Genomic DNA, 14,366 nt, shown 5'->3' on the forward strand with positions numbered 1-14,366 from the left:
CGCTGTCCAGGCTCATGGCCCATACGCCCAAGGAAGGCACGGTCCCTCCCTCTCCCGGCAGTCGTCTTGTCATTGGCCGTTGCAACACCGTCCGGCAAGACTGATGCGGGCAGTATGGCATGGGGTGATGGGAGGGGGATTGGGGGGATAAGTGCCGGTTTGCACGATGTCATTCCTGAGTAGGCGCGAATGACACGATGGTTTGACGTGCCTTTGGTGGTTGAGGCAGCAACCCCCTCCCTAGCCCCTGCCATTCGAGCGTAGCTCTCATGGGCTCTTCCGCTCATTTCGCGCCGCCGGCGCGAAACGAGCGGAAGAGGCCCGCAAGGGGCGAGGGTGGGCTCGGTGGGAATTGCAGGCTCAGCAGCCAGACTGGCCAAAATCCGCCAAACCTGCTTTACCAGCGCCATGATTGCCGAAACCCCGATGTTTGATTGCCAGAGCTGTGGTGCCTGCTGTTCGTATTCGGCGGAGTGGCCACGGTTTTCGACCGAGGATGAGGCGGATCTGGCGCAGATTCCCGAGGCGCTGGTGGCGGCGGATTTTTCCGGCATGCGCTGCGATGGGGTGCGCTGTGCGGCGCTGACCGGGGAGGTGGGCAAGCATACGGCCTGCTCGATCCACCCGGTGCGGCCCGATGTGTGTCGCATCTGCATGCCGGGCGATGTCGAATGTCTTACGGCGCGGGCCGCTTTCGGGTTATAGCGGGCAAAATGGAGATCATCTGTTGAGCAGCCGAGCCAATTCCGATGCCGCGCGTGAGCGGCGTCTCAAGCGCATTGCCGCGCGCAAGGGCCTGACCATCATGCTGGTGCAAAAGCACACACCCAAGACCCGCGTGCATGGCGGCTATATGGTGCGCGAGAGCGAGGTTTATAAAGTCGTGTTCGGCAATGCCAGCTACGACTACAGCGCCGACCTCGATGAGGTCGAAGAATTCCTCACCGCTGACGGGTCTGAGGACGACGAATAGCGCCGGGCAGTTTCCTGCCCAGCGCCAAATGCACTAGAGAACCGAAAGGTTCGCGGCCGAAACCTTGCCGTCACGGCCATTTTCGAGGTCATAGGAGACCTTCTGGCCTTCGGCCAGGCCCGACAGGCCAGCGCGTTCAACGGCCGAGATATGCACGAATGCATCCTTGGAGCCGTCTTCTGGCGAGATAAAGCCGAAGCCCTTGGTGGCGTTGAAGAATTTTACGGTGCCGGTGATTGCCATGATGGAAACCTTCTGTCTTGAGGCTCGCAAAAGCGAGCATGTTCCCCTCGACGCAACATGCAGCAAGGGCCTAAACGTTCGCAAAATCAGGGGTAACCGAGTGGCACGCCGAGGCGGACCAGCAGAGAGCCAATGAGGCCTGAAAACGTGGGCACAGTGATGGGCGCTTATTGCGCCGATAGCAAGGCCGACTAGGGTGTGTGGCGATTCAGTGATGTCGGGCTGCAAACGGCGATTTTCTGCGCTTCCGGTGCTCACGTACCAAACGTACGCTGCGCCATAGCCCTTCGAGCGTAGCTCTACGGGCGTTCTTCGCTAAAAAGGTCCACTGGACCTTTTTCAAAAAGCTCATCACTTCTCGAGAACCGCCGTTTTCGCCTCGTCCTGACATGAATCCCCACGCACCCTAATCCAGTGTCTGCCGATAGCGCAGCATGGCAATGGCGGAAATCACCAGCAGGATAATCACCAAGGCCCCCATTTCCGGGCCGACATCGGCCAGTTGGGCGCCCTTGAGCATGACCTTTCGGGTGATGCGTAAAAAGTGGGTGGCGGGGACGGCGCTGCCCAGAAGCTGCGCCCAGGCGGGCATGCCGGCGAAGGGGAACATGAAGCCCGAAAGCAGGATCGAGGGCAGGATGGTGAAAAACGACAGCTGCATGGCCTGCATCTGGCTGCGCGCCGCGGTGGAAATCAGGAAGCCCAGCGCCAGATTGACGACGATGAACAGGTTGAACCCCAAAAAGAACGGCCAGAACGAGCCTTCGAACGGCACGCGGAACACGGCGCCGGCGACGGCCAGAAAGACCAGGGTCTGCACATAGCCGACGAACACATAGGGCAGGATTTTGCCGCTCATCACTTCGAGCGGGCGCACCGGGGTGGCGATCAGCATTTCCATGGTGCCGCGCTCGGTTTCCTTGACGATGGCGACGGCGGTGATCATCACCATGGTCATCGACAGGATGATGGCGAGCAGGCCCGGCACGATATTGGTCGAGGTCTTGCCCTCGGGATTGTACTGGCGGTGGACGCTGACCGAAAATGGCTGGGGCGTGCCCGCCATGGCGGCAAGCGGGCCGGTGAGGGTTTCGGTGATCGCCACCTGGATGATACCGCCCACGGCGCCGGCAGCGCCGCCGACAGCGGAGGGATCGGAGGCGTCGGCATCGATCAGGATTTCCGGATGCCGGCCGCGCATCACGTCGCGTTCGAAATTTTGCGGGATGACCACGACAAAATTGACGTCGCCGCGGCGTAAAGCGGCCGCGCCTTCGGTGCCGCCGTTCACCGCGCCGCGGAAATCGAAATAGTCCGAGTTCTGCATGCTGGCGATGATGGCGCGGGTGATTGGGCCGTTGTCGCCCAGTTCGACCAGCGTCGGCAGATGGCGCGGATCGGCATTGATGGCAAAGCCGAACAGCATCAGTTGCACGATGGGCAGGCCGATCATCATGGCAAAGGTGACGCGGTCGCGTCGCATCTGGATGAATTCCTTGACCAGCACGGCGGAAAAGCGGGCGAAAGAGAACATTGCTCAGGCCGCCTTGCCGCTATCGAGGGCAAAGTTGTCGCGCGAGCCGGCCATCAGGTAGATGAAGGCTTCCTCCAGCCCCGCGATCTGCTCGGTCCAGCGATGGGTGCCTTCGGCCTTGAGGGCGTCGACGGTGTGGTCCAGTGCGGCCTTGTCGGTGCCCGACACATGCAGCGAAGCGCCGAAGCGGGCGACCTGTTCGACGCCGGGGAGAGTCTTGAGCCGTTGTTCGAGCGTGCCAAGGTCGGGGCCTTCGACGCGCCAGGTGATCAGGCCCACCTGTTTGGGGATATCAGCCGAGGGGCCGTCGATCAGCTTTTTGCCATAGGCGATATAGGCGATGCGATCGCATTGCACCGCTTCGTCCATATAATGGGTGGAGACCAGCACGGTGACGCCCTTGGCCGACAGGCGGCGGATTTCGTCCCAGAAATCGCGGCGGGCCTTGGGGTCCACACCGGCGGTGGGCTCGTCCAGGAGCAGTAATTGCGGGTCGTGGAGCAGGCAGGCGGCGAGCGCGAGGCGCTGTTTCCAGCCGCCGGACAATGTGCCGGCGAGCTGTTTGGCGCGGTTGGCGAGGCCGAGGTCTTCGAGCGCCTGGGCGACACGCTGCTTGCGGTTCCTGATGCGATACATGCGGCCGATGAAATCGAGATTCTCGCGGATCGACAGATCCTCATAGAGCGAGAATTTCTGCGTCATGTAGCCAACCTGTTCCTTGATCTTGTCGGGCTGCTTGAGGATGTCAAAACCCAGGCAGGTGCCCTGGCCGCCATCGGGAGTGAGCAGGCCGCAGAGCATGCGGATGGTGGTGGTCTTGCCCGAGCCATTGGGTCCGAGAAAGCCATAGATGGCGCCGCGCGGCACGGTGATGTCGAAATTGTCGACCACCAGCTTGGGGCCGAAGCGCTTGGTGAGGCCGGTGACGGCAATGACGTCGGTCATGGCAGCTTGCCAATGCTGACTGGCTGGCCCGGATGCAGGCCCTGGGGCTGATCGATGATCGCTTCGACCATGAATGCCAGCCGTGATCGCTCGTCGCGGCTATAGATCACCGGCGGGGTGAACTGCGGGTCGGCGGCGAAATAGCTGATATGGGCGGTGAGGTTGGCGGCGCAGCCATCGCAGGCGACCGAGACGGTGTCGCCCAGTGCAAAATCGTTGCGGACGGTTTCGCTGAGATAGAATTTGGCCTTGAGCGATCCGGCGGGCAGCAGCGCCACGACGGGTGCGCCGGTGCCGGCCATTTCGCCGTTTGCATAGAACAGCCGGTCGATCACGCCATTCTGCGGGGCGGTGATGCTGCGGTCGGCAAGGTCGGAGCGCGCCTTGGTGGCATCGGCCTGTGCGGCAAGCAGATTGGCCTCGGCGGCGACCTGTTGTTCGGAGCGGGCAGGCAGGTCGGCGACGGCAAGCTGGGCAGTCAGTTGATCAACCTGGGCTTGGGCGCTGGCGAGGGTGCCGCGGTCCTGATCGAGCCTGGCCTTGGGGGTAAGGCCAAGCTCATCGAGTTTTTCGCTGCGGTCAAGATTGGTTCGGGCCAGAGCCAGATCGGCCTGGGCTTTGGACAGGGTCGCGCGGATGACATCGACTTCGGCGGTACGGCTGCCGGTGGCGAGGTTCCTGGCATTGGCGTCGGCGGCGGACACCCGGGCCTCGGCGCCGGCCAGCAAGGCGTCCTGCTGGGCATGGGCGAGTACGAACAGGACGTCGCCCTGTTTGACGCTGTCGCCCTGCTTGACGGCGAAGCTGACAATGGTGCCGCCGGTGCTGGGGGCGGCATAGACGTAATCGGCTTCGATATAGCCCGAATAGGTCGGCGGCAGCGTGCTGCCGAAACCCGGAATGACGATGGCGATCAGGCCGGTGAAAAAGCCCAGGATGTCGTTCATGGCCTGGCCTCTGGCCGGGGAAGACTGAGGCCGTCGAACAGTATGGTGAGATGGTTCTCGATCAGCCGATCAAAGCTGATGCCGTCCTCGGGCATGATGGCGAACACATCGGCCAGGATCAGATGCGCCATGATCGGCCCGATGATGCTGCGCACGGTGAGGTTGGCGTCGACTGGCCGCAGATAGCCGCCGTCGATGCCGCGCTGGATCAGGGCGCGCATCACCGGAATGATGCGGTCGAGTACTTCGCGGCGATAGAGTTGGGCGAGTTCGGGAAAACTGGCGACTTCGCGCACCACCATCTTCGGAATGGAGAGCAGGTGGGTATCGCCCAGTTTCTGGCCCAGCATGCGCAGGGTCATGGAAATGGCGATCCGTGGATCGCCCTGGAACTGGGCGACATTGGCGATGGCCTCGCTGGCAACTGGCACGATGGCGCGACGCACCAGCGCTTCGATGATGGCTTCCTTGGAGGGGAAATAGAGATAGACCGCGCCCTTGGAGAGGCCGGCGCGCTTGGCGATCTGGTCGACCCTGGTGTTGGCGAAGCCCTGGGCGATGAACAGTTCGAGTGCGGCGTCGAGCACTTCGTCGGGGCGGGCTTCGGCGCGGCGGCGGAATTTCGGGGCGGTGTCGGTCACGGTGCTTCGGCTTTAATAACTGACTGGTTAGTTAGTTATAGGTGGAGTGTGGGGTGTTGGCAAGAGGGTGGGTGGTTGGTGAGATGAGGGGGAGAAGTTGGCTGGAGGGTGCGGGGCAGACCTCCTCCCTTCCCTGCCCCTTTGCGGGGAAGGGAGGAGGGAGGGGGCCTGGTTTGGCGCTAAATTACAAGAGTCCTAGGTCGAGCCGAGGTGCCGATCCGGTAAAGATGCTCAAATCCGGCCGAGCTGGCCGCGGATTTCAAGATCCAGCAGGTCTTCGATGCGCTGGCGGTTGCGGATGATCGAGAGGTCGCCGTTGTCGAGCATCACTTCGGCGGCCAGGGGGCGGCTGTTGTAGTTCGACGACATGCTGGCGCCGTAGGCACCGGCATCGCGGAAAATCGCCAGGTCGCCGACCTTGGGGAGCGCGATAGAGCGGAATTCGACGTCGCCGCCATCGAGCTGGGTAAAGACGTCGCCCGATTCACAGAGCGGTCCACCGATGGCGGCGGGTTGCAGCGGGCCGGTGACGGGCTGACCCTCCGGCGTCATGAAGCCGATCTCGTGATAGGAGCCATACATGGCCGGGCGAGCCAGATCGCTGAAGCCGGCATCGAGCAGCACGAAATGCTTGTCGGCGACGCGCTTGACGGCGCGCACTTCGGCGACCAGCAGGCCGGCATTGGCGACCAGATAGCGGCCCGGCTCGATTTCGAGCTTCACCGGATTGCCGACGATGGTTTCGATCTCGCGGCGGGCGGCGTCCCAGATGGCAAAGTATTCGGCGGTGTCGATTTCGGTGTCGGTGGCGCGATAGGGGGTCGAGAGACCGCCGCCAGCCGAAATGGCGTCGAGGCTGTGATTGCCCTGGCGGACCAGGTCGACCATGCTGGTGCAGACCTGGCGCAGGTGGCCATAATCGACGCCCGAGCCGATATGCATGTGCAGGCCGACCAGATGCAGGCCGTGTTGGTCTACGAGCTTGAGGGCCTCAACCAGTTCCTCGTGCCAGATGCCGTGCTTGCTGAGCGGGCCGCCGGTATTGGTCTTGCGCGAATGGCCGTGGCCGAAGCCGGGATTGATGCGCAGCCAGACGTCGTGACCCGGACTGGCCTGGCCGACCTGGGTGATCATATCGAGCGAGCCGCAATTGACCGGAATGTTGAGCGCGACGACGCGCTTGAGCGTGGCGTGATCGATGACGTCAGCAGTGAAGACGATTTCATGCGCGGCCGTGCCGGGGACGTAGCCAGCCAGCAAGGCGCGCTCGATTTCACCCAGCGAGACCGCATCGACCATGGCGCCGGCCTCACGCAGCAGGCGCAGGATATGGGTATTGCTATTGGCCTTCTGGGCGAAGCGGACGGTATCGAAACCGGCGAGTTGCTTGACGCGGCCGCGAATGGCCTCGGCGTCATAGAGCCAGAATGGGGTGCCGACGGTTTGGGCGGAACGCAGCGCAGATTGCACCAGTTCGGGGCCGATATGTTCACTTCTCGTCACGACGGATCTTTCAACAATTGCGGTCGGAAATTCGGACAGAGCTATAGCAGGTCCAAAAGCCAGCGCATTGCCCAATTTGGCGGTTGACGGCGCGGGACGGCCGCAGATTTCGGAAACGTCACCTATTGGAGAAGACGGTGGAGCGCGGGAAAACACCGGACCCATCGAGGGGATTGCCCGTCGAAAGTGCGTAAAAATGCTGGTCAAATCGTGTGGTCGGGCTATGGTGACGGGTAAGCCACATCAAAAATTGAAACGATATTCCTTTTTATCCGTAAAAATAAATTGACGCTGAAGGCCCCGACATTCTATCGGTTGGGGCAGGGAGGACGACGAAGGAACCAGCTGCGCATTGAACGCAGGGATCTTCGGCAGTCCACAACGCACGGTGAGGTAGTGGGCTGATGGCAACTGTAACCCTGAACAATGTGGTCAAGCGCTACGGCCAGCTCGAGGTCGTCCACAGTATTGACCTGTCCGTGAAGGACCGGGAGTTTGTGGCGCTGGTTGGCCCGTCAGGCTGCGGCAAGTCCACCACCCTGCGGATGATCGCCGGCCTTGAGGAAATCAGCGGCGGCGAAATCGCTATCGGCGATACCGTGGTCAACGATCTGTCGCCGCGCGAACGCAACATTGCCATGGTGTTCCAGTCCTATGCGCTTTATCCGCATATGACGGTGCGCGACAACATGGCGTTTGCGCTGAAAATGGCCGGGATGAGCAAGGCCGAGCAGGACGAGCGCGTTGCCAATGCTGCCAAGATTTTAGAACTTGAACCGTTGCTGCAGCGCCGTCCGGCCCAGCTTTCCGGTGGCCAGCGCCAGCGCGTCGCCATGGGCCGCGCCATTGTGCGCGATCCGGCAGTGTTCCTGTTCGACGAGCCGCTATCCAACCTTGATGCCAAGCTGCGGACCCAGGTGCGCAGCCAGATCAAGCGGCTGCATCAGCGGTTGCAGGCCACCATTATTTACGTGACCCACGATCAGGTCGAGGCGATGACGCTGGCCGATCGCGTGGTGATCATGCGCGATGGGTTCATCGAACAGGTCGGCACACCCGACGAGGTCTTCCACCAGCCGGCCAGCCTGTTTGTCGCCGGCTTTATCGGTTCGCCGCCGATGAACCTGATCGATGCAACGTTCACCAAGGGCGCGCTCGATCTTGGCAATGGCGTTGTCGTTCCACTGCCGCCGGCCTATGCGGGCCGGGTTGCAGACGGCGACAAGGTGGTATTCGGGCTGCGTCCGGACGATCTATTTATCGATGGTCATGGCGTGCATGGGGTTGGCGCCGGGACGGCGCATCAACGCACGCTCAAGGTGTCGCTGGCCGAGCCTTTGGGCAATGAAACGCTGGTGTTTGTCGACTTCGCCGGCAAGGAATGGGTGCTGCGCATGCTCAATCCGCGTCCGGTGACGCCGGGCGAAGATATTTCGGTGATGTTCGACCTGTCCAAGGCGCATCTGTTTGCGCCGGATACCGGCAAGCGCCTGGCGTAAGGCGCTTGCAATGGGTAGTTTTATAACCATAAATTGAAACGTTATCCATTTCGTGTTGGCCGAACGTTAATTCAGCGTCATGCCGCCGTCTGTTGACCGTGCCTCAGCCGCATCCGGCGGCAGTTTACGGCCGGCTCGCTCAATCGCAGCGGTGCCAAAGAGTATGCCGGATGCCAAATCGTTACGTCGCGCCAAGGCGCAGAATGCAGGTGTTTCATGAGCGATCTTGAACTGTGGTATAACAAGCCGGCGTCGACCTGGACCGAGGCTTTGCCGATCGGCAATGGTCGGTTGGGCGGCATGGTGTTCGGGGATATTTCGCGCGAGCGGCTGCAGCTCAACGAAAGCACGTTCTTCACCGGCGGGCCGTATGCGCCGCTTAATCCCGAAGCCCGCGAATCTCTGGGCGAAGTGCGGCGGCTGATCTTTGCCGGGCAATATCGCGAGGCCGAGGCGCTGGCCCACAAGCATATGATGGCCAAACCCTATCTGCAGATGAGCTTCCAGCCGATCGGCGACATCATCATCAGTTTCCACCACCAGATGAACGCGCCCGACTACCGGCGCTCACTGGATCTGGATACCGCGATTGCCACGACGCGCTACACGGCGGGCAAGGTGACCTATACGCGCGAGGCGTTCGTTTCGCCGGTGGCTGGGGTGCTGGTCTATCGGGTGTCGTCCAACCAGCCGGGCGCGGTCAACATCGATATTGGCATGAGCAGCCCGCAAAATGGCGATGCGCGGCCATCCGAGGCCAATCAGATTGCCTATTTCGGACATAACCGGCGCGAGCAGGGGGTTGCCGGGGCGCTCAAGTTCGGCTTTGCGGCGCGGGTGCTGGCCAGCGGCGGGCTGGTAACCAATAGCCCGGAAACCATCCGGGTGCAGCGGGCAGACAGTGCGCTGGTGCTGGTGGATGCTGCGACCAGCTTCAGGCGGTTCGATGATGTTTCGGGCGATCCGGAAGTTCTGATTGCCGAGCGGCTCGATGCTGCGGCCAAGCTGAGCTACGAGCAGTTGCGCAAGGAGCATGTGGCCGAGCACAAGCGCCTGTTCGGCGGGTTGACGCTGGATCTGGGGCATACCTCGGCGGCTGATCGACCGACTGACGAGCGGATCGTCAATTATGGGACCAGCAGCGATCCGGCGCTGGCGACGCTGTTTACCCAATATGGCCGCTACCTGATGATTTCCAGCTCGCGTCCGGGGACGCAACCGGCCAATCTGCAGGGGCTGTGGAACGAAGAGATCAAGCCCTCCTGGGGCAGCAAGTACACCACCAATATCAATCTCGAAATGAACTACTGGCTGCCTGATCCGGCCAATCTGGCGGAGTGTTTCGAGCCGTTGATCGCGCTGGTCGAGGATGTGGCCGAAACCGGCAAGGCGACGGCACAGGTGCATTACGGCGCCCGGGGCTGGGTGCTGCATCACAATACCGATCTGTGGCGGGCGACCGGTCCGGTCGATGGGCCGCAATGGGGATTGTGGCCGATGGGCGGGGCGTGGCTATGCGCCCAGCTGTGGGATCACTACCAGTTTTCCGGCGATCCGAAACTGCTGGCGCGGATCTATCCATTGATGCGCGGCGCCACCGAATTCCTGCTCGATTATCTGGTGGAATCGCCGGACAACGGGGCGCTGGTTACCGTGCCCAGCGTGTCACCGGAAAACGTGCATCCGTTCGGTTCGTCGCTGTGCGCGGCGCCGGCAATGGACAACCAGATCATCCGCGACCTGTTTGCCGGGGTGATCGAAGCCTCGACCAGCCTTGGGGTCGATGCCGAGTTGCGGGCGCAGGCGAGCGCTGCGGTGGCGCGGCTCAATCCCGACCGGATCGGCAAGGAAGGGCAATTGCAGGAATGGGCCGAGGATTGGGATCTGGAGGTTCCCGAACCGCTGCATCGCCATGTGTCGCATCTTTATGGGGTCTATCCGAGCTGGCAGATGAGCAGGTCGGAAACGCCGGAGTTCATGGCCGCAGCCCGCAAGTCGCTGGACCTGCGCGGCGACGACGCCACTGGCTGGGGCATCGGCTGGCGGCTGAACCTGTGGGCGCGGCTGGGCGATGGCGAACGGGCGGCGGCGGTGCTGCTCAAGTTGCTGAGCCCGGATCGCAGCTATCCCAACCTGTTTGACGCCCACCCGCCGTTCCAGATCGATGGCAATTTCGGCGGCGCTGCCGGGGTGCTGGAAATGCTGGTGCAGTCGCGTCGAGGTCATATCGAGGTGCTGCCGGCCCTGCCGTTGCAATGGCCGACCGGCAGCGTGCGCGGCATAAGGGCGCGTGGCGGGTTTGTGGTCGATGTCTCGTGGCGGAACAGCCGTTTGCTGTCGGCCGATGTGCATGGTCGGCCCGGCCAATGGGTGGTGCTGCATTTTGGCGCCTTGAGCACCGAAGTGGTCATCCCCGCCAATGGCGAGGCGCAGGTATCGTTTGCCGAGGGACGGTTCATCAACGAGCGGGCATTGCAGCCGAAGGGGTAATTGATGCTGCCTGAAGGATACCCCCACCCCAACCCCTCCCCACAAGGGGCGGGAGACCGCTTCGTGTGTTGGCAAGATTGGGCAATGTTCCCGCTCCGGCTCCCTCTTCTTCTGAGGGCATTGAGGGGGATTATTGCGGCTAAGCCCTGGGGGGCTGGGTGGTCTGGCGCAGGATGATATTGCAATCGAGCATGACGGTGCGCGGCGCGGCGGGGTGAATGCCGTTGATATGGCCGAGCACCACTTCGCTGATGGCTTCGCCGATGGCGCTGGCGGGCTGGGCGACGGCGGTGACACCGGGATGCATCTGCCGGAACAGCTCGACATCGTCAAAGCTCAGCAGCGACAGATCCTCCCCCAAGGCGATATTGTGCTGGCGGCAATAGTCGATCACGGCCAGGGCCAGAACGTAATTGGCGGTGAAGATCGCGGTTGGTGGTTCGGGGAGCTGCATCAATTGCATGATGGCGATATTGGCATCCTGTCGCTTCCAGGTGCCGCCCACGATATAGCGCGGATCGGCCGCAATCCCGGCGTCATCGAGCGCCTGCAGATAGCCCCGCTGGCGCTCGTGCCCGGTGGTTTCGCGCCGGTCGCCGGCGATGTGGGCGATGCGGCGATGGCCGATGTCGATCAGATGTTTGACCGCCTGCCGCGAGGCCTCGAAATTCTTGGAAAAAACCCGATCGACCGGCATGTCGGCGACGTCATTGTTGAAGAACACCACGGGAATGCCGTGATCGACCATGGCTTGCACCTGCTGGCGCACTTCGCTGACGCCCGGGGTGACGATGGCGTTGACGCGGTGGTTCTGGAAAAACTCGATGGCCAGCGCCAGCGCCTTGGGATCGCCTTCATGCTTGTGGGTGAGCAGCACCTGGCCTTCGGCGGCAAGGCCACGGGTCAGGCTGGCAAGGATTTCGGCGAAGAATTCATCATAGCCGGGGACCAGCAGCGCCACCATATTGGTGCGGTCGGTGCGCATGGCCTTGGCCACGGCGTTGCGATTGTAGCGCAGGGCGGCGATTGCCTTGTCGATGGCTTCGCGCTTGGGCTGACGAACGGTGATGCCATTGAGGTAGCGGGAGACCGTGCCGACCGAAACATTGGCGTGCTGGGCGACATCGATAATGGTGGCCGCGCGTCGCCGTTCGTTCGATCTCAAAATCATGCTGGTCCGCCAGAACTCGTCCACCCAAGTCGGCGATGCCGTGAGGCTGTTGCGCCGATTCCCCAGCTTTCAATGCCCTAAACAACTGCGGAACGCCACCATTGTGTTTCCGCCATAGGCAAGCCGACCGACGCAGCGGGGCAAACTGTCCCCGCCGGCGACAGGAACAGGCGGGGCTGAATCAGCTCACTTCGATGACGGCTTTGATCAGTCCGGATTTCTCATGGGCCCAACGGGGCAGGTCCTGCACTGCGCCAGCCAGGGTGGTGCGGTGGGTAATCAGGCGGTCGATCGGCACCTGCCCGGCCCGGATGGCGGCGATGACGCGCTCGAAATCGGCCGACAGGGCGTTGCGGCTACCGAAGATGGTCATCTCCTTGCGGTGGAAATCACTGTCAACGAAGGTGATGTCGCCCTTGACCACGCTGACCAGTGCATAGCGCCCGCCATGGGCGACAAAGTCGAAACCCTTCTGGATCGAGGCCTGGTTGCCGGTGGCGTCAAACACTACGTCAAAGCCTTCGCCATCGGTGGCGGCGGCGACGCTGGCATCGACCTTGTCGTCGGCCATGATGGTGCCGGCAATGTTGAAGATCTGCGTGGCGGCAGCGAGGCGTTCGGCGTCGCGGTCCATCACGGTGACCTTGGCCCCGGTGATGCTGGCAAACAGCACGGCGCCAAAGCCGATCGGGCCGGCGCCGATCACCAGCACCCGGTCGGTGCTGTCGACGGCAGCGCGGCTGACGGCATGAGCGCCGATGGCGAGAAATTCGACGGTGGCGCAGGCATCAACGCTGAGGCCTTCGGCCCGCACCAGGTTTTGCGGGGGCAGCGAGATCAGGCCGGTCATGCCGCCATCGCGATGGACGCCCAGAACAGCGATCCTGGTGCAGCAATTGGGCTTGCCGCGGCGGCAGGCGACACAGGTGCCGCAAGACAGATAGGGGTTCACCACCAGGATCTCGCCCGGCTTGAAATCGCTGTCGCCCGGCTCGACCACTTCAACGGCCAGTTCGTGACCCATGACGCGGGGGTAATTGAGGAACGGGTGCTTGCCCTCATAGATATGATAGTCGGTGCCACAAATGCCGACCCGGCGCGGCTTGACGAGCACTTCGCCGGCGGCTCTCGTCGCCTTTGGCCGCTGCACGAGGGCCAACTCCCCCGGCGCGTTGCAGATCAAGGCATCCATGGCTTCCATTACTCAAATCCTGAATCAAAAGAGCGGTCGTCCGACCGGGTCCAGTCGGGCAAAATTGGGTTCGATGAACGCCGATCCCGCTTGACGCCTGGAGCGGTCAGGCAGAGCAAGAACGCAGAATCCCGGCTGCCGTCAATTTGTTTTTTATGGATAATAGGATTATCGCCGCGAGCGATCGGATCGTGGGGCCAACCGAAGCCGGCCCCACAAGTTCGCCTTATTGGAAATCTGCGACGTTGTCTTTTGTTACCAGGCCGGCACCGGTATCGACCAGCGATTCGACGGCTTCGCCGCGAATTGCCTTGACCAGCGTATCCATGCCCATTTCGCCCATCTTGGCGGGGAACTGGGCTACCGAAGCGTCTTCCTGGCCGGAAACGATCTTGTCGATTTCGCCGCAGCAGGCGTCAAAGCCCACCATGATGATTGCATCATTGGCAATACCGGCATTTTCGATGGCCTGGGTGGCGCCCACTGCCGGAGGACCGCAGGCCGCATAGATGGCCTTCAGGTCAGGATGGGCGGTGAGCAGATCTTCTGCAACCGACACGCCCAGTTCCTGGGTACAGTTGGTGCCGCCCTTGCCGACGACTTCGACCTTGACGCCTTCGAGGCCCTTGAGCATGCCGGTGACACGGTCATCAAGCGCCGGAACGCCGGGGACGCCCTCAAGAATGCCAAGGGTGTCGCCATCCTTGAGCACGCTCTTGAGGTACTGACCAGCCAGAACGCCGGCATTGAAGTTGTTGGTGGTGGCAAGGGCGGTGGCACCCTTCCAGTCCGGAATGCCATTATCCATCAACACCACCTTGACGCCGGCAGCGATTGCCTTGTCCAGAGCCGGAGCAACCGTTGGGTCAACCGGGGTGATGGCAATGCCCTGCACGCCCTGGGTCACCATCGATTCGATCAGGGCAATCTGCCCTTCGATATCGGTGCCGGACTGGCCCTGGCCGTAGATCACCTCGACGCCCGGATTGGCCGTGGCGTAGGCTTTGGCGGCGTTTTCCATGGTGGTGTAGAATTCCACCGGGAACTTGGTGATAAAGCCGACCTTGACGGTATCTGCCGCCATTGCCGGAGCGGCGATGGCAGCGGTGAGCGCGAGCGCGCCCACGATTGCGAGTAGTTTCATTGTTCAGTTTCCTCCCTCAAGAGGCGCGACTCCGGCGGGAGCCACGCCCCGTTTCGACGGCCATGTGGCCGGCGATCTTGTGTG

13 protein-coding genes are annotated in these 14,366 nt (G+C 62.3%); 4 read left to right on the forward strand and 9 right to left on the reverse strand.

Annotation, left to right across the window (positions count from 1 at the left end):
• Positions 1–408 precede the first annotated feature (408 nt).
• On the forward strand, positions 409–705 hold the full coding sequence (locus tag ABIT12_RS15160) for a YkgJ family cysteine cluster protein (protein ID WP_348040798.1): 297 nt from the start codon (positions 409–411) through the stop codon (positions 703–705).
• Positions 706–727: 22 nt separating this feature from the next.
• Positions 728–973 (forward strand): hypothetical protein, encoded by a 246-nt coding sequence (locus ABIT12_RS15165; protein ID WP_348040740.1) that lies wholly within the window; start codon positions 728–730, stop codon positions 971–973.
• A 33-nt stretch (positions 974–1,006) separates the two neighbouring features.
• Here the strand turns inward: ABIT12_RS15165 and ABIT12_RS15170 are convergent, their stop codons facing one another.
• The 6 genes from ABIT12_RS15170 to lysA form a co-directional block, all read right to left on the reverse strand.
• A complete protein-coding gene (locus ABIT12_RS15170; protein WP_348040742.1) occupies positions 1,007–1,216 on the reverse strand; it encodes a cold-shock protein in 210 nt (69 codons plus the stop codon).
• A gap of 406 nt (positions 1,217–1,622) precedes the next feature.
• On the reverse strand, positions 1,623–2,750 hold the full coding sequence (locus ABIT12_RS15175; protein WP_348040744.1) for an ABC transporter permease: 1,128 nt from the start codon (positions 2,748–2,750) through the stop codon (positions 1,623–1,625).
• A 3-nt stretch (positions 2,751–2,753) separates the two neighbouring features.
• Positions 2,754–3,695: an ABC transporter ATP-binding protein gene (locus ABIT12_RS15180; protein WP_348040746.1), complete on the reverse strand. Its 942-nt coding sequence runs from the start codon at positions 3,693–3,695 to the stop codon at positions 2,754–2,756.
• A complete protein-coding gene (locus ABIT12_RS15185) occupies positions 3,692–4,642 on the reverse strand; it encodes an HlyD family efflux transporter periplasmic adaptor subunit (protein WP_348040748.1) in 951 nt (316 codons plus the stop codon). Before ABIT12_RS15185 ends, ABIT12_RS15180 begins: the two co-directional genes overlap by 4 nt.
• Positions 4,639–5,283, reverse strand: coding sequence for a TetR/AcrR family transcriptional regulator (locus ABIT12_RS15190; protein WP_348040750.1), 645 nt, complete (start codon positions 5,281–5,283; stop codon positions 4,639–4,641). The genes ABIT12_RS15185 and ABIT12_RS15190 overlap by 4 nt, the downstream gene beginning before the upstream one ends.
• Before the next feature lie 231 nt (positions 5,284–5,514).
• Positions 5,515–6,786, reverse strand: coding sequence for a diaminopimelate decarboxylase (gene lysA, locus ABIT12_RS15195; protein WP_348040752.1), 1,272 nt, complete (start codon positions 6,784–6,786; stop codon positions 5,515–5,517).
• Between the two features lie 404 nt (positions 6,787–7,190).
• Between lysA and ABIT12_RS15200 the strand changes: the two genes are divergently transcribed.
• Complete coding sequence (locus ABIT12_RS15200) at positions 7,191–8,285, forward strand: sn-glycerol-3-phosphate ABC transporter ATP-binding protein UgpC (RefSeq protein ID WP_348040754.1); 1,095 nt, start codon at positions 7,191–7,193, stop codon at positions 8,283–8,285.
• Positions 8,286–8,501: 216 nt separating this feature from the next.
• Positions 8,502–10,775 (forward strand): glycoside hydrolase family 95 protein, encoded by a 2,274-nt coding sequence (locus ABIT12_RS15205; RefSeq protein ID WP_348040756.1) that lies wholly within the window; start codon positions 8,502–8,504, stop codon positions 10,773–10,775.
• Positions 10,776–10,914: 139 nt separating this feature from the next.
• Here ABIT12_RS15205 and ABIT12_RS15210 read toward each other — a convergent pair whose 3' ends face one another.
• The 3 genes from ABIT12_RS15210 to ABIT12_RS15220 all read right to left on the reverse strand — a co-directional run bounded on the left by ABIT12_RS15210 (position 10,915) and on the right by ABIT12_RS15220 (position 14,282).
• Entirely contained in the window at positions 10,915–11,946 is a 1,032-nt protein-coding gene (locus ABIT12_RS15210) for a LacI family DNA-binding transcriptional regulator (RefSeq protein WP_348040758.1), read from the reverse strand.
• Positions 11,947–12,127: 181 nt separating this feature from the next.
• Positions 12,128–13,138 (reverse strand): zinc-binding alcohol dehydrogenase family protein, encoded by a 1,011-nt coding sequence (locus ABIT12_RS15215; protein ID WP_348040799.1) that lies wholly within the window; start codon positions 13,136–13,138, stop codon positions 12,128–12,130.
• 226 nt (positions 13,139–13,364) lie between these two features.
• Positions 13,365–14,282, reverse strand: a complete 918-nt coding sequence (locus ABIT12_RS15220) for a sugar ABC transporter substrate-binding protein (RefSeq protein WP_348040760.1) — start codon at positions 14,280–14,282, stop codon at positions 13,365–13,367.
• Positions 14,283–14,366: the final 84 nt, after the last annotated feature.

This window comes from Devosia sp. (assembly GCF_039927955.1).
Taxonomy (GTDB): domain Bacteria; phylum Pseudomonadota; class Alphaproteobacteria; order Rhizobiales; family Devosiaceae; genus Devosia.